The 19,034-nt window shown below is 70.3% G+C and carries 22 protein-coding genes; 15 read left to right on the plus strand and 7 right to left on the minus strand.

Features of this window, described 5'->3' with window-relative positions:
- Nucleotides 1-15 precede the first annotated feature (15 nt).
- On the minus strand, nt 16-693 hold the full coding sequence (locus FHW12_RS17000) for a response regulator (RefSeq protein ID WP_182532247.1): 678 nt from the start codon (nt 691-693) through the stop codon (nt 16-18).
- 304 nt (nt 694-997) lie between these two features.
- On the opposite strand from FHW12_RS17000, the gene FHW12_RS17005 reads away from it, so the two are divergent.
- The 9 genes from FHW12_RS17005 (at nt 998) to FHW12_RS17045 (ending at nt 10,595) form a co-directional block, all read left to right on the plus strand.
- The gene (locus tag FHW12_RS17005; protein ID WP_182532248.1) at nt 998-2,131 is read left to right on the plus strand and encodes a PepSY-associated TM helix domain-containing protein; all 1,134 of its coding nucleotides are present in this window, start codon (nt 998-1,000) and stop codon (nt 2,129-2,131) included.
- Nucleotides 2,132-2,191: 60 nt separating this feature from the next.
- Complete coding sequence (locus tag FHW12_RS17010) at nt 2,192-4,630, plus strand: TonB-dependent receptor (RefSeq protein WP_182532249.1); 2,439 nt, start codon at nt 2,192-2,194, stop codon at nt 4,628-4,630.
- A gap of 58 nt (nt 4,631-4,688) precedes the next feature.
- Nucleotides 4,689-5,375 (plus strand): Fe2+-dependent dioxygenase, encoded by a 687-nt coding sequence (locus tag FHW12_RS17015; protein ID WP_182532250.1) that lies wholly within the window; start codon nt 4,689-4,691, stop codon nt 5,373-5,375.
- On the plus strand, nt 5,368-6,075 hold the full coding sequence (locus FHW12_RS17020) for a tetratricopeptide repeat protein (RefSeq protein WP_182532251.1): 708 nt from the start codon (nt 5,368-5,370) through the stop codon (nt 6,073-6,075). The genes FHW12_RS17015 and FHW12_RS17020 overlap by 8 nt, the downstream gene beginning before the upstream one ends.
- 68 nt (nt 6,076-6,143) lie before the next feature.
- Entirely contained in the window at nt 6,144-7,358 is a 1,215-nt protein-coding gene (locus tag FHW12_RS17025) for a cytochrome-c peroxidase (RefSeq protein WP_182532252.1), read from the plus strand.
- 22 nt (nt 7,359-7,380) lie between these two features.
- On the plus strand, nt 7,381-8,703 hold the full coding sequence (locus FHW12_RS17030) for a hypothetical protein (RefSeq protein ID WP_182532253.1): 1,323 nt from the start codon (nt 7,381-7,383) through the stop codon (nt 8,701-8,703).
- A 61-nt stretch (nt 8,704-8,764) separates the two neighbouring features.
- A complete protein-coding gene (locus FHW12_RS17035) occupies nt 8,765-9,301 on the plus strand; it encodes an FMN-binding protein (RefSeq protein ID WP_182532254.1) in 537 nt (178 codons plus the stop codon).
- Entirely contained in the window at nt 9,301-10,137 is an 837-nt protein-coding gene (locus FHW12_RS17040; RefSeq protein ID WP_220484521.1) for an FAD:protein FMN transferase, read from the plus strand. Before FHW12_RS17035 ends, FHW12_RS17040 begins: the two co-directional genes overlap by 1 nt.
- Nucleotides 10,134-10,595, plus strand: coding sequence for a hypothetical protein (locus tag FHW12_RS17045; RefSeq protein ID WP_182532255.1), 462 nt, complete (start codon nt 10,134-10,136; stop codon nt 10,593-10,595). Before FHW12_RS17040 ends, FHW12_RS17045 begins: the two co-directional genes overlap by 4 nt.
- An 8-nt stretch (nt 10,596-10,603) precedes the next feature.
- Here FHW12_RS17045 and FHW12_RS17050 read toward each other — a convergent pair whose 3' ends face one another.
- The 5 genes from FHW12_RS17050 to FHW12_RS17070 all read right to left on the minus strand — a co-directional run bounded on the left by FHW12_RS17050 (nt 10,604) and on the right by FHW12_RS17070 (nt 13,309).
- Nucleotides 10,604-11,191, minus strand: a complete 588-nt coding sequence (locus FHW12_RS17050; protein ID WP_182532256.1) for a HutD/Ves family protein — start codon at nt 11,189-11,191, stop codon at nt 10,604-10,606.
- 87 nt (nt 11,192-11,278) lie between these two features.
- Nucleotides 11,279-11,794 (minus strand): GNAT family N-acetyltransferase, encoded by a 516-nt coding sequence (locus FHW12_RS17055; protein ID WP_182532257.1) that lies wholly within the window; start codon nt 11,792-11,794, stop codon nt 11,279-11,281.
- Nucleotides 11,795-11,801: 7 nt separating this feature from the next.
- Nucleotides 11,802-12,263 (minus strand): SET domain-containing protein, encoded by a 462-nt coding sequence (locus FHW12_RS17060; RefSeq protein WP_182532258.1) that lies wholly within the window; start codon nt 12,261-12,263, stop codon nt 11,802-11,804.
- A 124-nt stretch (nt 12,264-12,387) separates the two neighbouring features.
- Nucleotides 12,388-12,690 (minus strand): ComEA family DNA-binding protein, encoded by a 303-nt coding sequence (locus FHW12_RS17065; protein WP_182532259.1) that lies wholly within the window; start codon nt 12,688-12,690, stop codon nt 12,388-12,390.
- Nucleotides 12,691-12,835: 145 nt separating this feature from the next.
- Nucleotides 12,836-13,309 (minus strand): Lrp/AsnC family transcriptional regulator, encoded by a 474-nt coding sequence (locus FHW12_RS17070; protein WP_182532260.1) that lies wholly within the window; start codon nt 13,307-13,309, stop codon nt 12,836-12,838.
- 127 nt (nt 13,310-13,436) lie between these two features.
- Between FHW12_RS17070 and FHW12_RS17075 the strand changes: the two genes are divergently transcribed.
- From FHW12_RS17075 to FHW12_RS17095, 5 genes are all read left to right on the plus strand, one after another.
- Entirely contained in the window at nt 13,437-14,408 is a 972-nt protein-coding gene (locus FHW12_RS17075) for a threonine ammonia-lyase (protein WP_182532261.1), read from the plus strand.
- A gap of 17 nt (nt 14,409-14,425) precedes the next feature.
- Nucleotides 14,426-15,058, plus strand: a complete 633-nt coding sequence (locus FHW12_RS17080) for a glutathione S-transferase family protein (RefSeq protein ID WP_182532262.1) — start codon at nt 14,426-14,428, stop codon at nt 15,056-15,058.
- Between the two features lie 32 nt (nt 15,059-15,090).
- Nucleotides 15,091-15,309, plus strand: a complete 219-nt coding sequence (locus FHW12_RS17085) for a hypothetical protein (RefSeq protein ID WP_182532263.1) — start codon at nt 15,091-15,093, stop codon at nt 15,307-15,309.
- A 139-nt stretch (nt 15,310-15,448) separates the two neighbouring features.
- On the plus strand, nt 15,449-16,930 hold the full coding sequence (locus FHW12_RS17090; protein ID WP_182532264.1) for a M20 family metallopeptidase: 1,482 nt from the start codon (nt 15,449-15,451) through the stop codon (nt 16,928-16,930).
- A 107-nt stretch (nt 16,931-17,037) separates the two neighbouring features.
- The gene (locus tag FHW12_RS17095) at nt 17,038-17,475 is read left to right on the plus strand and encodes a GNAT family N-acetyltransferase (RefSeq protein ID WP_182532265.1); all 438 of its coding nucleotides are present in this window, start codon (nt 17,038-17,040) and stop codon (nt 17,473-17,475) included.
- Between the two features lie 2 nt (nt 17,476-17,477).
- On the opposite strand, the gene FHW12_RS17100 is transcribed toward FHW12_RS17095, so the two are convergent.
- On the minus strand, nt 17,478-18,113 hold the full coding sequence (locus FHW12_RS17100) for a LysE family translocator (protein WP_182532266.1): 636 nt from the start codon (nt 18,111-18,113) through the stop codon (nt 17,478-17,480).
- 142 nt (nt 18,114-18,255) lie between these two features.
- Between FHW12_RS17100 and FHW12_RS17105 the strand changes: the two genes are divergently transcribed.
- Nucleotides 18,256-19,017: a dimethylarginine dimethylaminohydrolase family protein gene (locus FHW12_RS17105; RefSeq protein ID WP_182532267.1), complete on the plus strand. Its 762-nt coding sequence runs from the start codon at nt 18,256-18,258 to the stop codon at nt 19,015-19,017.
- Nucleotides 19,018-19,034 lie beyond the last annotated feature (17 nt).

Raw genomic sequence — 19,034 nt, forward strand, 5'->3', positions numbered from 1 at the left:
TCGCGCGAGCAGCCACTACGACGCTCCGTCGCCGGCTTCGAGCAGGTAACCGAGTCCGCGCACGGTGCGGATGCGCACGCCGCTGCCGTCGAGCTTGCGGCGCAGGCGGTACACGGCGATGTCGAGGCCATTGTCGGTCAGTGTCGTGTCCCAGCTGCAGAGTGCTTCGATGAGCTGTTCGCGGCTCATGACGCGATCGAGCCGCGAGGCGAGCGCCTCGAGCAGGCCGAACTCGCGCGGCGTGAGTTCGAGTGGGGTGTCGCCGACCTGCGCGCGCCGGCGCGGCAGGTCCAGGCGCATGCGGCCGAGCTGCAGTTCGGGCACGCCCTGGGTCGTGCGCCGGCGCAGTAGCGCGCGTGCGCGCGCTTCGAATTCGCGCAGCGCGAACGGCTTGACGAGGTAGTCGTCGGCGCCGAGGTCGAGCGCGCGCACGCGCTCCTCGAGTTCCTCTCGCGCGGTCGCGACCAGTACGGGCACCGCGTCGGCGCGGTTGCGCAGGCGGCGCAGCAGTTCGACGCCGTCGACGTCGGGCAGGCCGAGGTCGAGCACGACGAGGTCGTACGGATGATCGCGCAGCGCGGCGTCGGCCTGGCGTCCGTTGTCGAGGCGGTCGACTGCATGGCCGGCACGCGCGAGTGCGGCGCCGATCGCGTCGGCGATCGCGGCGTCGTCTTCGATGATCAGGATGCGCATCGCCGCATTCTAGTGAGCGCGGGGTGGCGGGGGGAACGGAAGCGAAAGACCGAAACACGAAGAGCACGAAGGAAGGGCAAAGCTTCGGAGATTGAAACGCGGATACACGGAGCACGCGGAGGAAGAGCTCTTCAACCGGATCAGTTCTCGTCTTGCTCTCCGTGTGCTCCGTGTTTCAGCTGTTCGTCGTACCTTTCCTCGTGCCCCGCTGTGGCACATCCGCAGCAGATGCATTGCGTAATAATATTGAGAACGATTCGCATTTGTGATTCAATTCGGGCCCTCCCCTCAGGTCGGGTTCGACGTGCGTCCTTCGCTGCTCAAACGCGTACTGTTCCGCCTGCATTGGCTCGCCGGCATCACCGCCGGGCTCGTGCTCGGCCTGGTCGGGTTCACCGGCGGCCTGCTCGGGCTCGAAGCGCCCGTGCTGTCGTGGCTCAACCCTGCGCTGCACGTGAGCGCCGAAGGCCGTGCGGCGCAGACGCCGGATCGCTGGATCGCCGCCGCGCGCGCGGCGATGCCCGAGCACGCGGTGCGCGGCGTCGCCTGGGAAGGGCCGGAGCATGCGGTCGGCGTACGCATGGCGCGCGCGGGCGCGCGGCCGACCGAGATCGCGATCGATCCGTATTCGGGCGCCGTGCTCGGCACCGAGCGCGGCACCGCGTTCTTCGCGACGGTCGAGCAAGTGCATCGCAACCTCGCGATCGGCCCGATCGGCAAGCAGGTCGTCGGCGCGAGCACGGCACTCGTGTTCGTCTTCATCGCGAGCGGGCTCTACTTGCGCTGGCCGCGCCGCGCGCGTTCTCCGTCGGCGTGGCTGCGCATGAACACGGCGGCGAAAGGCCGTGGTTTCTGGTGGCAGCTGCATGCGGTCGTCGGCACCTGGTTGCTGATCCCGTACCTCGTCGCGGCGGCGACCGGCCTGTGGTGGTCGTACGACGCCTATCGCAATGCGGTCAACGGTCTCGCCGGCGTGCCGACGCCGGCGCGTCGCGGTCCGGCCAACGACGCGCCCGCGGTTGCTTCCCTCGATGCCGCGTGGACGTCGTTCCTGCGCGAGGCACCGGACGCCGTGCGCGCGAGCATGGCGACGTCGACGGCAGCCGACGGCGCGCTCGAGATCCGCTACCAGACCGCGGCGAGTCCGCACGATCGCGCCTGGGACAGCCTCAAGCTCGACCCCGTCGACGGCCGCGTGCGCAGCCGCGAGCCGTACGCGGAACTGCCGCGCGGCCGCCGCTTCGTCGCCTCGCTGTTCCCGCTGCATTCGGGCAGCTGGTTCGGCGTGCCCGGCCGCGTCGTCGCCGTGACCGCCGCGCTGCTGATGCCGCTGTTCGCATTGAGCGGGCTGTGGATGTGGGTGCTGCGCCGGCGCAACGACGCGTTGCGCCGTGCAGCCGCGCCCGCGCCGCAGGAGCTCGATGCCCGCACCGCCTGACGCGCCCGCCCGACCATTCCGTTCGTTTCCATCATCGCAAATCCTCCAAGGATCGTGACCATGTCCCACCCCTCGTACATCACCGCGAGCCACGCGACGCCGAAGCGTCTGCTAGCCACTGCACTCGGCACGGCATTCGTTTCCGGCGTTCCCGCTCTCGCCGCTGGTGCGGGCAGTGCGGACGACGCGACCGCCGGCAATGCCGACGCCGACGCCGACAAGCGCGTCGCCGAGCAGCTCGACAGCGTCACCGTCGAAGGCAGCGTGCTGAACCAGGCGGCATCGCCGAAGTTCACCGCGCCGCTGCTCGACACGCCGCAGCAGATCACGATCGTGCCGCAGAAGGTGATCGCCGAGCAGAACCTGCTCAACCTGCGCGACATCCTGAGCACCTTGCCCGGCATCACGTTCGGCGCCGGCGAAGGCGGCGGCGGTTACGGCGACAGCATCAACCTGCGCGGCTTCACCGGCAGCAACGACATCACCGTCGACGGCGTGCGTGACAGTGCGCAGTACACGCGCTCCGATCCGTTCAACCTCGACCACGTCGAGCTCGTCAACGGCGCCAACTCGGTCTATTCGGGCTCGGGCTCGGTCGGCGGTTCGGTCAACCTCGTGAGCAAGACGCCGCTGCTCGGCGACCGCACGCTGGTCAACGCCGCGGTCGGCAGCGGCGACTATGCGCGCACGACGCTCGACACGAACCAGCAGGTCGGCGACACCACCGCGGTGCGCCTCAACGTGATGGCGCATCGCAACGACGTGCCGGGGCGCGACGTCGAGAACTACCGTCGCTGGGGCGTCGCGCCGTCGATCGGCTTCGGCCTCGGCACCGACACGAGCTTCACGCTGAGCTGGTTCCACCAGCACGACGACAACGTGCCGCAGTACGGCATCCCGACGTTCAAGGGCGACGTGCTGCCAGGCGTCGACCGCGAGGCGTACTACGGCTACCGCAACTACGATACGCAGCAGATCCGCGCCGACGCGCTCACCGGCGTGCTGCAACACCAGTTCGGCGAAGGCTTCTCGCTGCGCAACCTCACGCGTGCGCAGCGCGTCACGCAGTTCTCGCTGGTCGATCCGCCGCAGGGCACGTTCTGTCTGCCCGGCAACCTGCAGCCGAGCGGCGCGTCGTGCACGCTCAACGGCGGCACGCCGCTGGAGATCGTCGTGCCGCCGGGCATGTACATGCCGAGCGGTCCGCGCGGCAACATCCGCGACACGACCAACAAGATCCTCTACAACCAGACCGACCTCACCAGCGAGTTCAACACCGGGACGATCGCGCACGCGCTGGTGGGTGGCGTTTCGCTGTCGCACGAGGACTACGCGCTGACCGGCTACAGCCAGTACCGCAACGACGACGGCACCAATCCGTACGCGGCGCCGGGCCACTTCCCGTTCACGCCGATCGGCGATCCGGATTCGTACTACGCCGGGCCGGCGCATCGCACGCTCACCTCGAAGGTCGACGGCGACCTCGACAACGCCGCGGTGTACGTGTTCGACAACCTCAAGTTCAGCGACCGCTGGTCGCTCAACGCCGGCGTGCGCTGGGAGCGCAACGACGCGAGTTCGAACAGCGCGATCGTCAAGCAGTTCGTCGCGCCGACCGCGGCCAATCCGAACCCCGACAACGGCAACATCGGCACGATCACCGGCGCGAACCCGGCCGCGAAGAACGACGACAACCTGCTCTCGTACCGCGCGGGCCTCGTCTACAAGCCGGCGGACGACGCGAGCGTGTACGTCGCCTACAGCAATTCGAAGACGCCGTCGGCGGCGTCGGTCAACGGTACGTGCACGGCGACCAGCACGACCGGCACCGCGAATTGCAACGTCGATCCCGAGACGGCCGTGAACGTCGAGTTGGGGGCGAAGTGGGACCTCTACGGCGGCCGCCTGTCGCTGACCGGCTCCGTGTTCCGCAACGACCGCAAGAACTATCGCGTCGCCGATCCCGGCAATCCGGACAACCCGTCCGGCCAGCAGACGCTCGACGGTCGCGCGCGCGTCGACGGCGTCCTGCTCGGCGTCAGCGGCAACCTGACCGAACACTGGGCCGTGTACGCGAACTACTCGCACCTCGACAGCGAAGTCGTGAAGGGCGCCTCGACCTACGTGTCCTCGCAGGGCCAGGACTACACCAGGGGCGATCCGCTGCTGTCGACGCCGGAGGACTCGCTGAGCCTGTGGACGACCTACGACCTGTCCGAGCAGTGGCAGCTCGGCTACGGCGCGACCTACGTCGGCAGCTACAACGTGAGCCAGCATTCGGCCGCGAATCCGAACGGTCCGCTCAATTCGGTCGGCGGCTACTGGATGCATCGCGCGATGGTCGCGTACAAGGTCAACAAGCACCTGCGCCTGCAGCTCAACGTGACGAACCTGTTCGACGAGGAGTACCTCACGCGCGTGCGTACCGCCGGCGACGTCGCCTGGGGCACGCCGGGCGATGCGCGTTCGGCCGTGCTCAACGCGACCTGGGCGTTCTGAACGGCGATGCCGATGCGACTGCGACGGCGCCGCGCCGTCGCAGCATGGAGGTGCGACGATGCTGCTGCATGTGGCCAACGTGCTCGACGAAGGCGAACTCGCGCACTGCCGCGAGAAGCTCGGACGCGCCGCCTGGATCGACGGGCGCGTCACCGCGGGCTCGCAGTCGGCGCAGGCGAAGCGCAACCGCCAGCTCGGCGAGGACGACCCGCTCGCGCGCGAACTCGGTGCGTTCGTGTTGCGCGCGCTTGCGCGCAACACGACGTTCTTCGCCGGTGCGTTGCCGCGGCGCGTGTATCCGCCGCTGTTCAACCGCTACGAAGGCGGCGAGGCATTCGGCTCCCACGTCGACAACGCGATCCGCTACGACCGTTCCGGTGGCAGCGCCGAACCCGTGCGCACCGACCTGTCGGCGACGCTGTTCCTCAGCGCACCCGGGGAATACGACGGCGGCGAACTCGTCGTCGAGGACACGTTCGGTACGCACGGCGTGAAGCTGCCGGCCGGCGACCTCGTGCTCTATCCGGGCAGCAGCGTGCACGAAGTAAGGCCGGTCACGCGCGGCGCGCGCGTCGCCGCGTTCTTCTGGATCCAGAGCCTCGTCCGGTCCGAGACGCAGCGTCGCATGTTGTTCGAGCTCGACGTGTCGATCCAGCAGCTCACGCAGAAGCTGCCCGCGGCGCCCGAGCTCGTACGCCTGACCGGGCTCTACCACAACCTGTTGCGCGAGTGGTCGGATGTCTGAGGCGGCGATCGCCGACGACGGCGATGCCGCGCCGGCGATCGCCGAGGTGCGCGCGGCCGCGCAGGCAGGCGACGTCGACGCGCAGGCGTTGTACGCGCAGGCGCTCGCGGAAGGGCGCGGCGTCGCTCGCGACGCGGCCGAGGCATTGCACTGGTACGCGCTCGCCGCCAACAGCGGCCATGCGCAGGCGATGAACATGCTCGGCCGCTGCCACGAGCTCGGCGTCGGCACCGCGATGAATGCGGACCTCGCCGCGGCGTGGTATCGCAAGGCCGCGGCGAAGGGCAGCGACTGGGGCATGTACAACATCGCGCAGTTGCTCGGTGCGGGGCGCGGCGTCGCGCAGGATCGCTCACAGGCGCTCGCGTGGTATCGCCGTGCGGCCGAACGCGGCCACGCGAAGTCGATGAACATGCTCGGTCGCCACTACGACGAAGGCTGGGCGGTCGAACGCGATGCGGCGGTCGCGGCCGAGTGGTATCGCCGCGCCGCGCACGCGGGCGATTTCCGCGGCCAGGTCAGCCACGCGTCGCTGCTGATGCAGCAGGGCGACGCGGAAGCGGCGGTGCAGTGGTTGCGCCGCGCGGCGGAAACCGCGCCGCCGGCGTTTCTCGAACGCCTGCTCGACGACCTCGGCCACTCTGCACACGCGGTGCTGCGTGGCGAGGCGGAGCGGTTGCGCCGGCGATGTGAGGGGTAACCGCCGGTTGACTCGAATGCGGAAACAACTGAGAATCGTTCTCATCTGAATTATCCTGCAGCCGGCCCATGTCGCGTCGCTTCGCGTCTTCTCGCCTTGCCTTCGCGATCCTCGCGCTCGGCCTGTCCGCGGTTCCGGCCCATGCCGGCGACACCGACCTCACGGCTGCCACGCTCGGGCGCGAGATCTTCCTCGACCCGGCCCTGTCCGCGTCCGGCCAGATGTCGTGCGCGACCTGCCACGACCCTGCGCATGCGCACGCGCAGGCGAATGCGTTGCCGGTGCAGGCCGGTGGTGCGTTGCTCGACGTGGCGGGCTTTCGCAGCGTGCCGTCGCTGCGTTACCTCAACGGCGACGCGTTCTATTTCGACAAGGAAGGCACGCCGACCGCGGGCTTCAATCGCGACGGCCGTGCCGCGAGCCTGATCGAACAGGCGGCGCGTCCGTTCCTCGCGCCGCACGAGATGGCGAACGTGGATGCGACCGCGCTCGCGGCGAAGGTGGCCGCCGCGCCGTACGCCGATCGTTTCCGCGCGCTGTTCGGCGACGATGCCTTCGACGACGCCGAAGGCGTGTTCCTGCGCGTGCGCTTCGCGCTCGCCGCGTTCGAGCAGTCGGCGCCGGAGCTGCATCCGTTCGACTCGAAGTACGACGCGTTCCTCGCTGGCAAACTCATGCTTTCGCCGGCGGAGCTGCGTGGCCTCGCGCTGTTCAACCGCCCCGACAAGGGCAACTGCAACGGCTGCCATTCGAGCCAGCGCGGTGCCGACGGTTCGCCGCCGCTGTTCACCGACTACACCTACGACAACCTCGGCGTGCCGCGGAACATGGAAATTCCCGCGAATGCGCAGCCGGCCTATTTCGACCTCGGCCTGTGCGGCCCCGATCGCGTCGACCTCGCCGATCGGCGCGACCTGTGCGGCGCGTTCAAGGTGCCGACACTGCGCAACGTCGCCACGCGCCGCGTGTTCTTCCACAACGGCCTGTTCAAGAACCTGCGCGACGCGATCCGTTTCTACGTGCGTCGCGACACCAACCCCGACGAGTTCTATCCGCGCGCCGAGGACGGCACGCTGCTGAAGTTCGACGACCTGCCGCCGGACCTCGCGCGCAACGTCAATACTTCGGAAGTGCCCTACGACCGCCGTCCCGGCCAGGCGCCACGCCTCGACGATGCCGAGATCGACGACCTGGTCGCGTTCCTCGGCACGCTCACGGACGGTTACGACCCGGCGACCGACGCTGCCGACCCGGCGCGCAACGTACCGCCGTCCGCACCCTGATTCCTTCGTCACGGAGAAGACCATGAGGCACACCCCGATCGCGCTGGCGCTCGTCGCCGGCCTCGCTGCCGCCGCTCCCGCGCGCGCGGACGAGGAGAGCCTGCGCCAGGAGCTCGCGGCGCTGCGCGCCGAAGTCGGCGCGTTGAAGGCCGAGGTCGAGCAGTTGCGCGGCACGCGCGCGAACGATGCGGCCGCGAGCGTGGCGAGCGCTCCGGTGGCCACGTCGACCGCCATGCCGGCGCCTGCAGCGACGGTCGCCGCGACGCCCGCGACGACGCAGGACAGCACGCGCCTATGGGGCTACGGCGAGCTCAACTACTCGCGCCCGACCGGTAATGGCGCCGACGCGCAGGCCGACGTGCGCCGCGCGGTGATCGGCTTCAGCCATGCCTTCAGCGAGGACACCCATGTCTATGGCGAGCTCGAGTGGGAGCACGCGATCGTCTCGGCCGACGATTCGGGCGAGAGCGAAGTCGAACAGTTGTACGTCGAGCACCAGGTCAATCCGGCGATGGCGGTGCGCGCCGGCCTGACCCTGATCCCGCTCGGCTTCATCAATGAACGCCACGAACCCACGAACTACTACGGCGTCGAACGCAATTTCGTCGAGACCGCGATCATTCCCTCGACGTGGCGCGAAGGCGGGCTCTCGCTGCTCGGCAGCACCGACGCGGGCCTCTCCTGGAACGTCGGCATCACCACGGGTTTCGACCTCACCAAGTGGGATGCAGCCGCCGACGAGGGGCGCGCGTCGCCGCTCGCGTCGATCCACCAGGAGCTGCAGCTCGCGAAGGCGCACGATCCGTCGGTGTATGCCGCGCTCAACTGGCAGGGCATCCCCGGTTTCAGCGCCGGTGGCGGACTGTTCACGGGCAAGATCGGCCAGGGCGACGACACCTTCCTGGCCAAGGATGCGCGCCTCACGCTCGGCGAAGCGCACGTGCGCTGGCAGCCGGGGCCGTTCGACTTCGCTGCGCTGTACGCACGCGGCCGCATCAGCGACACCGAAGCGCTCAACCTCCGTTTCGTCGGCAATCCGACGCCGGTGCCGAAATCGCTCTGGGGCGGCTACGTGCAGGGTGCGTGGCGCGCGTGGCAGAGCGGCGATTCCTCGCTCGCGCCGTTCCTGCGCTACGAGATGTTCAACACGGCGGCGGCCTACGCGCCGATGCCGCTGGGGCTCGGCGTGCCTGCGGCCGACACCGAGCGCGTGTGGACGCTCGGCCTCAACTACTACCTGACGCCCCAGGTCGTGTTCAAGGCGGACTACCAGCACTTCAACATCGAAGACCTCGTGCTCGGCTACGGCAACCGCTTCGATCTCGGCGTCGGTTACCAGTTCTGATCGACGACGGCGTGGCGTCGGCCCTTGCGCGGCGCTGCGGTCGTAGGAGACAGTTCCGGCCATGACACGTCCCGTTCGTTCGCGCTGGATCCTGCCGCTCGGCCTCGTCGCCGCACCTGCGTTCCACGCGGCATTGGCGACGCAGTACCTCAGCGTCGCCGAGGCGCAGCGGGCGATGTTCGCCGACGCCGACGCATTCCACGCGCTGCCGCCGGTCGACACCGCGCTCGCCACCGAACTCGGCGGCGCCGGCTGGTCGCCGCAGGTGTTCGAAGCGGGCAAGGGCGGCGCGCGCCTCGGCTGGTTCATCGTCGACCGCGTGATCGGCAAGACCGAACTCATCACCTACGCGCTCGCGCTCGACGCGACCGGGGCGGTCAAGGCGATCGAGATCCTCGACTATCGCGAGACGCACGGCAGCGAAGTGCGCCTCGCCGCGTGGCGCAAGCAGTTCGTCGGCAAGACCGCGCACGACGCGGTCGAACTCGACCGCGACATCAAGGGCATCTCGGGCGCAACGCTCTCGACGCGCCACGTCACGGAAGGCGTGCATCGCCTGCTGCAACTCCACGAGCGCGCGCTGCGCGTGGCCGACTGATGGAGATCGCGCGCGCGCGCCCGTGGCTCGGCACCCTCGTCGAGATGCGCGTCGACGGTCTCGCCGAAGCGCGTGCGATCACGGCGATCGAGGCTGCGTTCGCCGAAGTCGCGGCCGTGCATCGGCTCATGAGTTTCCATGATGCGGCGAGCGACTTGTCGCGCCTGCATCGCGCGCGAGTCGGTGCGGTGGTGCGCGTCGACGCGCGCACGTGGGCCGTGCTCGATGCCGCCTGTGCGCTCGCCGAGGAATCGGACGGTCGGTTCGATCCGACCATCGCGCCGCGCCTGGTCGAGCGCGGGCTGCTGCCGATGCCCGCCGCGTCGCGCGGATCGGCGTCGGCGAGCTGGCGCGACATCGAGCTGCTGCCGCGCCGGCGCGTGCGCCTGCGCCAGCGCGCGTGGATCGACCTCGGCGGGATCGCCAAGGGCCACGCGGTCGATCGTGCACTCGCGTGCCTGCGTGCGGCCGGCGCAGCGACGGCGAGCGTCAATGCCGGTGGCGACCTCGCGCGCTACGGCATCGAGCCGGAGCGCATCGCGTTGCGCCACGGCGATGCCGGCGACGCGCCGGTGATCGAACTCGGCGACGCGGCCGTCGCGACGAGCGTCGTCGCGACGCGTGCGCGGGCGGCGCACGTGAATCCGCGCTCGGGCCGCGCGCTGCGCGCGCGACGCGCGGTCAGCGTGCTCGCCGCGGATTGCATGATCGCGGACGCCCTGACCAAGGTCGTGCTCGCCGATGCGCGCGTCGGCGAGCGCGTCCTGCGGCGGCATCGCGCGACTGCGTGCCTGCGCGACGGCGAGCGGCGCTGGCGCATCCTCGGTGCCGCGTGAGGCATCGCCGGCACCATCCCGGCCGGCGTGTCGCGCGCCTGACGCCGCGACGCGAATGGCTCGTGCACGGCATCTGCGGGCTGCTCTACGCGAGCGGCGTCGCGTGGATCGTGCTGCACTACTTCCTGCGCCAGCCGGGCGAGTTCGGCGAACAACCGCATCCGCTCGAGATCTGGTCGCTGCGCCTGCACGGCGCCGCCGCATTCGCGTCGCTGTGGCTGTTCGGCCTGTTGTGGCCGATCCACGTGCTCCCCGCGTGGCGCACTCGTCGCCGCGCGAGCGGCGTCGTCGTCGCGGGCGTGTTCATCGTGCTGATCGCGAGCGGATGGTGGCTCTACTACGGCAGCGGCGACGATGCCCGCGCGCCGGTCGCGCTCGCGCACTGGGCCGTCGGCGTCGCGCTGCTGCTCGCTTATTCGTGGCACGTGCTGCGTGGTCGCGACACGGACGACCACTGACGCGGCGATCAGGTCGCGGCAACAGCGACGAACTTCACGAGCACGAGTTCGCCGCCACCCTCGAGCACGATGCGGTTGCCGCCCTCGCGGAAATCGGCGACCAGCGACGCGCCTGTTTCGAGCACCAGCGTGTCCGCCGCGCTGCGCGCGGTCGCGGTGCCGGCGAACGCGTGCACGAACCATTCGGCGCCGCGTTCCGGAAAGATCACCATCGATCCGACCAGTGGCCGCGCGATCACGTCCGCACGCACCGCGTCGCGCCGCGCCATCACGTTGAAGTCGCGCGTCGGGCCGGCGACGAGGCGGCAATCGACCTTCGCCTCGCCGGCGAAATGCACGCGTTCGAAACGTTGCACGAGCCGGCGCGTCGTCGCGTCGTCGATGTCGAGCTCGATACCGTTGCCTTCGAGCAGGAGCAGGTCGCGTTCGATGCCGGGGAAGGACGAGAACGGGCCGTCGCTCTCGATCTCGGCGATGCTGATGCGCCAGCGGAAGTCGTCCTCGTCGCTGCGCGCGATCTCGGTGGTCCAGCCGCCGTCGTTCTTCCAGCGGGTGCGTCGATAGGCCGACGGCGGGATCCGGTGCAGGTTGCTCATGCGATTCGATCGGCGGAGTGAAGGGCGCACTGTATCGCGCACGGGCCGTTCATCGCGCCGTGAGATGGCCAGGTCACCGTCGTGCGGTCAGCGATCCGGATGGTAGCTGTAGACGAGCGTCGCGTGGCCGAGGAAGTCGATCGTCGTCGCCTGGCGGCCGCCGAGGCGGCGCGCGACGCGTTCGGACGCGCTGTTCTCGGCGCGGATCAGGCTGATCGCGCGCGGTGCATGCAGTTGCTCGAACGCGAAGTCGAGCGCGGCGCGCGCGGCTTCGGTCGCATGGCCCTTGCGGCGGTGTTCGGGTACGAGCATCCAGCCGAGTTCGAGGTCGGGCCAACCTTCCGGGTAGTGCAGGCCGACGCGGCCGACGAACTCGCCGCTGTGGCGCAACTCGACCGCCCACATGCCGCAGCCGCGCAGAGCCCAGTGGCCGAGCAGCATCGCCATCGAGCGCCATGCGTTCATGCGGTCGAGCGGCTGGCCGTCGCCGACGAAGCGCGTGCTGCTGGCGTCGGCGAGCATCGCCGCATAGGCCTCGAAATGGCGATCGCCGAGCGCGCACAGGCGCAGGCGTTCGGTCACGAGCGTGGGGATCTCGACCATCGCAGGATCAGGCGAGCAGCGCGGCGAGCGCGGCGGTCGACGCGCGCAGGCTTTCGCCCCAGTCGTAGCCGACGATGCGCTCGCCGGTGTGCGCGTCGCGGAATTCCTCTTCCTGGCCGGGCGCGAGCAGGTGGCGGTAATCGACGGTGATTTCGGTGCCGGCCGGCAGGTCCGCCGCGGCGAACACGAAACCGAGGTGCCACAGGCCGCTCGGCGCGAACGCGTGGTTGATGTAGCACTCGTCCGGCCACTCCGGCGTGACGGTGTAGCGGTCCTCGAACCAGCGCACGGTCGCCGGCAGCAGCTGCGCCGCGTCCGGGAGGGCGTTGATCTGGTCGAACGTGTACACGCGGGGAATCGCGTCGGGGGCGGTGATCAGGCGGCCACGCGCGACCGGCTCGTCGAGGAACAAGCCTTGTCCTGCGCCCGTGATCAGAGACGGGCCGATGTGGTAACGGGGGAGGATCATGCGTGCGACCGCCGTTCGGCGGGGCGCGAGTCTAGCAGAGTGCCGGCGTCGTGCCGCGTGCCGGCGTGGCCGATCGGCGGCGATCCGGCCAGGAGCGGCGTCGCGCCGCGACGGCCGCGTGCTGCTACGGGCCGCGGTACATCGGCGGCGGCGTTTCCGGCGTGCCTTCGACGATCACGATCGCGTCGCGGTTCGCCTCGATCGTCTTGCTGCCGATGCCCTTGACCTTGCCGAGGTCCTCGACGCGCGCGAACGGGCCGTTGGCCTTGCGGTAGGCGACGATCGCTTCGGCCTTGACGAGGCCGACCCCGCTCAGCGATTCGGCCAGCGTCTTCGCATCGGCATGGTTGATGTCGACCTGCGCGAACGCGGCTGCCGGCAGCAGCAGGCAGAGCAGGCAGAACACGAACCGGAACAGCAGCTTCATCGTTGCGGGTGGAACGGCGGCCGCGCGGATGGGCGGCGATGGCGGAAGTCTAGGAGCGGGGCCGCCACGGGGGGAGTGTTGCGGCTCACGCGGCCCTGTAGGCGGGTGGCGTCGGTTCGCGTAGGAAATTTCCTACACGATGCGCTCAGCCCGCCTCGAGCGGCAGCGCGAGGCCGCGCTTGAGCGTGCCGAGCACGACGCGCGTGCGGTAGCGCCGCACGTTCGCGTTCTCGGCGAGCAGGCGCTGCATCATCTGTTCGTACGCGTCGACGTCGCGCGCGGACACGACGAGCACGTAGTCCTCGTCGCCGGTCACGTACCACGCTTCCTGCACCGCGGCTTCGCGCTCGATCCAGTGCTTGAGGCCCGCCACGAGTTCCTTGCGGTCGCCTTCGACGACGAGGTCGACGATCATCGTGAGCGGTCGGCCGACGCTGCGCGGATCGAGCACCGCGACCTCGCCCGTGATGATGCCGTCCTCGCGCAGTCGCGCGAGGCGGCGCTGCACGGCCGATGCGGACAGGCCGACTTCGGCGCCGATCGTCTCGGCCGGCAGGCGCGCGTCGCGCTGGAGCAGGGCGAGGATCCTGCGATCGAGTTTGTCGAGGTTTGCGGACATCGTGCGTCGAAGCTCGGGAACGCGCGCGGAAGCCGCGCAATCGCGCCGGCATACGCGGCCGCGCCGCGCGGGCGGACTTTAGCATGGTCGTCCTCTCCGACGATCCGCGGCCGCGCCGCAAGACCCGATGCCATCACTGCTCGCCATCGACGCCATCGAGGCCGCCCGCGCCCGCATCGATCCGGCCTATCTCGACACACCGGTCGCGTCGAGTCCCGCACTCGACGCCGTGCTCGGCTGCCACGTCCTCGCGAAGGTCGAGACCGACAACCCGATCGGCTCGTTCAAGGGACGCGGCGCCGACACGTTCGTCGCCACCGCGCTTGACGCCGGCGAAGCGGTCGTGTGCGCGTCGGCGGGCAACTTCGGCCAGGGGCTCGCGCGCGCATGCGCGCGCCGCGGCCATGCCTGCACGGTGTTCGTCTCGCGCGCGGCGAATCCGCTCAAGGTCGACGCCTTGCGCCGGTTCGGTGCCGACGTGCGCGTCGCCGGCGACGATTTCGACGCCGCGAAGGACGCCGCGCGCGCGCATGCATGGGCGCTTGGGCTGCGCTTCGTCGAGGACGGCGCCGAACCGGCGATCGCCGAAGGCGCGGGCACGATCGCGCTCGAACTCGCGGCCAGCCACGCGTTCGACGCGATCACCGTGCCGCTCGGCAACGGTGCGCTGCTCGCCGGCGTCGGCAGCGCGCTGCGCCGGATCGCGCCCGCGGTCGAGATCGTCGCGGTCGTCGCGAGCGCCGCGCCGGCCATGCAGCACTCGCTGCGCGAGGGTCGCGTCGTCGAGACGGCGCAGGCGGCGACGATCGCCGACGGCATCGCCGTACGCGTGCCGATCGCGCGCTCGCTCGACCTGCTGCGCCGCTGCTGCGACGACGTCGTCGACGTCGACGAACGGCACCTGCTCGAGGCGATCGTGCTGCTGCATCGCCATCTCGCCCTCGTCGTCGAGCCCGCGGGCGCGGCCGGCGTCGCCGCCGTGCTCGCGCAGCCGCGGCGCTACGCGGGCCGTCGCGTCGCGACGATCGTCTGCGGCGCGAATCTCGCCGCGCCGCTGCACGCGCACCTGCTCGCCGACCGAAGCCTTCCGACTCCGTGACCATGGAAACCGCATCGATGAAACTGCTCTATCAGTCGCATTCGCCGTACGCGCGCAAGGTGCTCGTCGCCGCGCACGAGCTCGGCCTCGCCGGCAAGCTCGAGGTGATCCACCACGAGACGAGCCCGCTGCTGCGCAACGACCTCGTGTTCGCATGCAATCCGCTCGGCAAGGTGCCCGTGCTCGTGCTCGACGACGGCTTCGCGTTGTTCGACTCCGACGTGATCTGCGCCTGGCTCGACGGCCTGCACGGGCACGCGCGCCTGATCCCCGCGGACGCGCCGCGGCGCTGGCGCGCGCTGCGCCTGCAGGCGCTCGCGCAAGGCATCGCCGACGCCGGCATCGCGGTGCGCTGGGAGAGCGAACGGCGGCCGCCGGCGTTGCGTTGGGTCGACCTTCGCGACGGCCAGCTCGGCAAGATCGCCGCCGCGTGCGACCTGCTCGAGCGCGAACTCGACGACGACGCGGCCGGCATCGGTGCCCCCGACATCGGTGCGATCGCGCTCGCGACCGCACTCAGCTGGATCGACTTCCGCGGCGTGTACGCGTTCCGCGACGACCGCCCACGCCTCGCCGCCTGGTACACGCGCTTCGCCGCGCGACCGTCGATGCGCGCGACGGCGCTGTCGGGCGACACGCACGACCGCTGAGCCGGCTTCCTTTCACACGGGAGAATTTCGCGATGCGTTCGTTCTGCAACGACCTGCTGTTCATGCACGGCCATATCGCCGACATCGAGCTCGCGCGACGCCTCGCGAACGCGGCGGAATCGCCGGCGGAACCGTCGGCGGAACCGTCGGCGGAGCCTTCACCGCGCCCCGCGCGGCGTCCGCTGCTACGGCGCCTCGCCACGCTGCTCGGCTGGCTCGGCTGCGGCGCCGTCCGCGCGTGGCCGAATTGACGGCAGCGACGCCACGGCACGGCCGCGCGGCACGCGAACAATGCGCGCCGATCCGCTACGATTCACTGCTTGCGAACGCCCGGTGACGCCGGGCCGCGGTCCGGCCGCGCGCGCCCCGCTCATCGAACAGGTGGAACAGATGGACTCCAAAGCACTCAGCGGTTTCGTCGGCGGCCTCTGGGACGATCAGATCGTTCCGCAGCTCACCGAGTACATCCGCATCCCGAACAAGTCGCCGATGTTCGACGCGCAGTGGGCCGAGCACGGCTACATGGACCAGGCGGTCGCGCTGATGGAAGCGTGGGCGAAGGCGCAGCCGGTTCCCGGCATGCAGCTCGAGGTCGTGCGTCTGCCGGGCCGCACGCCGCTCATCTTCATCGAGATCCCGGGCCAGGGCGACGACACCGTGCTGCTCTACGGCCACCTCGACAAGCAGCCGGAGATGACCGGTTGGTCCGCCCACCTCGGGCCGTGGACGCCGGTGCTCGACGGCGACCGCCTGTATGGCCGCGGCGGCGCCGACGACGGCTACGCGATCTTCGGTTCGCTCGCCGCGATCATGGCGCTGCAGGCGCAGGGCATCCCGCACGCGCGCTGCGTGGTGATGATCGAGGCGTGCGAAGAATCGGGCAGCTACGACCTGCCGTACTACGTCGACCATCTCGCCGCGCGCATCGGCAAGCCGTCGCTGATCGTCTGCCTCGACTCCGGTTGCGGCAACTACGAGCAGCTCTGGCTGACGACGTCGCTGCGCGGCCTCACCGGCGGCAACCTCACGGTCAAGGTACTCGAGGAAGGCGTGCATTCGGGCGACGCGTCCGGCGTCGTCGCGTCGAGCTTCCGCATCCTGCGCCAGGTACTGTCGCGCCTCGAGGACGAGACGAGCGGGCGCATCAAGCCGCAGGAGCTGCACGTCGAGATCCCGGCGCAGCGCGTCACGCAGGCGCAACGCACGGCGCAGATCCTCGGCGACGCGGTGTACTCGAAGTTCCCGCTCGTCGACGGCATGCAGCCGATGAATGCGGATCTCGCCGAACTCGTGCTCAACCGCACCTGGCGCCCGGCGCTGTCGGTCACCGGCGTCGCCGGCCTGCCGCCGCTCGATTCGGCCGGCAACGTGCTGCGCCCGTACACCGCGGTCAAGCTGTCGCTGCGCGTGCCGCCGACGCTCGATGCGGCGAAGGGCGGCGAATTCCTCAAGCGCCTGCTCGAGAACGATCCGCCGTACGGCGCCAAGGTCACGTTCGACCTCGAAAAGGCCGGCAGCGGCTGGGAGGCGCCCGCGCTCGCGCCGTGGCTCGAATCCGCGGTCGAGGCGGCGTCGCAGCAGTTCTTCGGCGCGCCGGTCGCCTACAACGGCGAAGGCGGCTCGATCCCGTTCATGGGCATGCTCGGCGAGAAGTTCCCCGGCGCGCAGTTCATGATCACCGGCGTGCTCGGCCCGCACTCGAACGCGCACGGCCCGAACGAATTCCTGCACGTGCCGACCGGCAAGCGCATGTCGATGTGCGTCGCCAAGGTCGTCGCCGAACACTACGTCGCGAGCGGCAAGGGTCTCACCCGCGGCGTCGCAGCGAGCCACGCGCACACGGTCAAGGGCGAGGACGGCTGCTGCGACTGACGCCTCGGACGACGCCCGCGATACGGCATGGCGCTGCCGCATCGGCGCCATCGCCTGCCCGCGTCCGTGCCGATGCATGCGCGAGCCTGTCGCCAAAGGAGGCTGCCATGACCACGACCGTGCGCGTCGCGCGCACCTACGATGCCGCGGCGATCGCCGACCTCTGCGGTGAACTCGGGTACCCGTCGACGCGCCAGCAGGTGGTCTGTCGCCTCGCCGCGATCGAGGCGGCGGGGCAGGGCAGCGTGCTCGTCGCGGAAGACGCGAGCGGCACGCTGGTCGGCTGGCTGCACGTCGGCCAGGCCACGTCGCTGACCAGCGCCGTCGAAGGCGAGATCCTCGGGCTCGTCGTGCGCGAAGGCGTGCGCGGCGGCGGCATCGGCGTCGGCCTCGTCGAGGCGGCCGAGCGCTGGGCGCTCGCGCACGGCTGCGCGCGCATGCGCGTGCGCAGCCGCGTCGAGCGCGAACGCGCGCATCGCTTCTACGAACGCGCCGACTACGCGCTACGCAAGACCCAGGTCGTGTTCGACAAGACGCTCGCCTGAGGTCAGCGCGCGCGCGCCTGCGCCGCCATGTGGATCGCCAGGCCGCCGAGCACGCTGCCCATGAACCAGCGCTGCAGGGTGAGCCAGGTCGGGCGCTGCGCGAGGAAGCCGGCGATCGATCCCGCGAGCAGCACGACGCTGCCGTTGACGAGCATGCTGATCGTGATCTGGATCGCGCAGAGCAGCAGCGACTGCGCGAGCACGTGGCCCGCGTCCGGATCGATGAACTGCGGCAGCAGCGAGAGATAGAGCAGCGCGGCCTTCGGATTGAGCAGGTTCGTCATGAAGCCCATCGTGACGAGCTTGCGGCGCGAATCCTTCGGCAGTTCGCGTGGCGCGAACGGCGAGCGGCCGCCGGGCTTGAGCGCCTGCCAGGCGAGCCAGGCGAGGTAGAGCGCGCCGCCGAAGCGCAGCACGTCGTAGGCGATCGGCACGGTGAACAGCAGCGCGGTGAGGCCGAACGCGGCGAGCAGCGCGTAGACGACGAAACCGAGTGCGGTGCCGGCGAGCGAGGTGAGCCCGGCCGAAGGGCCTTGGCTGATCGAGCGCGACGTGAGGTAGATCATGTTCGGCCCCGGCGTCAGCGCCATGCCGAGGCAGAGCAGGCTGAAACCGAGCGTCGCGTGCGGCAGCGTCATGGGCGGCTCCGGGCAGGAGGCGCGCATTCTGCCGGGTTCCCGGGTGCCGCGACAGAGCCACTTCACGGGCGCCAATGGCTGGATTTGCGCGAGAATCGGCCCTCCCGTTCCCCGATGGAACGCCGCCGATGCCTAACGCGCCATGATCGCCATCACGCGTGACGTCAGCCCGAGCCTTGCCGCCTGCGAACTGTCGTTCGTCGATCGCACGCCGATCGACCTCGCGCGCGCGGTCGAGCAGCATCGCGTGTATCGCGCGGCGCTCGCCGAGCTCGGCTGCGAGGTGCACGACCTGCCCGCGCAAGCCGACCATCCCGACGCCGTGTTCGTCGAGGACGTCGCGATCGTCGTCGACGAGGTCGCGGTGATGACGCGACCGGGCGCAGCGTCGCGGCGCGGCGAAGGCGCGACGGTCGTGCCGCTGCTCGCCCGCTGGCGCGCGCTGCACGCGATCGAAGCGCCAGGCACGCTCGACGGCGGCGACGTGCTGCGCATCGGCCGGCGCGTCTACGTCGGCGAATCCGCGCGCAGCAACGCGGACGGCATCGCGCAGCTGCGTGCGATCCTCGCGCCGCACGGCTACACGGTGCAGGGCGTGCCGATCCACGGGTGCCTGCACCTCAAGTCCGCGGTCACCGCGCTCGCCGACGACACCGTGCTGCTGCAACCCGCGTGGATCGGTCGCGACGCGTTCGCCGGCTATCGCATCGTCGAGGTCGACCCGGCCGAGGAGCACGCGGCGAACGTGCTGCGCATCGGCGATCGCGCGATCTCGCCCGCGTGCTTCCCGCGCACGCACGAACGCATCCGCACCGCGGGCGTCGACGTCCTCGCGGTCGACGTGTCGGAACTGCAGAAGGCCGAAGGCGCGGTCACCTGTTGCAGCCTCGTGTTCCGCGGCTGAGCGCGCGGCATCGGCGC

This window comes from Dokdonella fugitiva, assembly GCF_014138265.1.
GTDB classification, from domain to species: Bacteria; Pseudomonadota; Gammaproteobacteria; order Xanthomonadales; family Rhodanobacteraceae; genus Dokdonella_A; species Dokdonella_A fugitiva_A.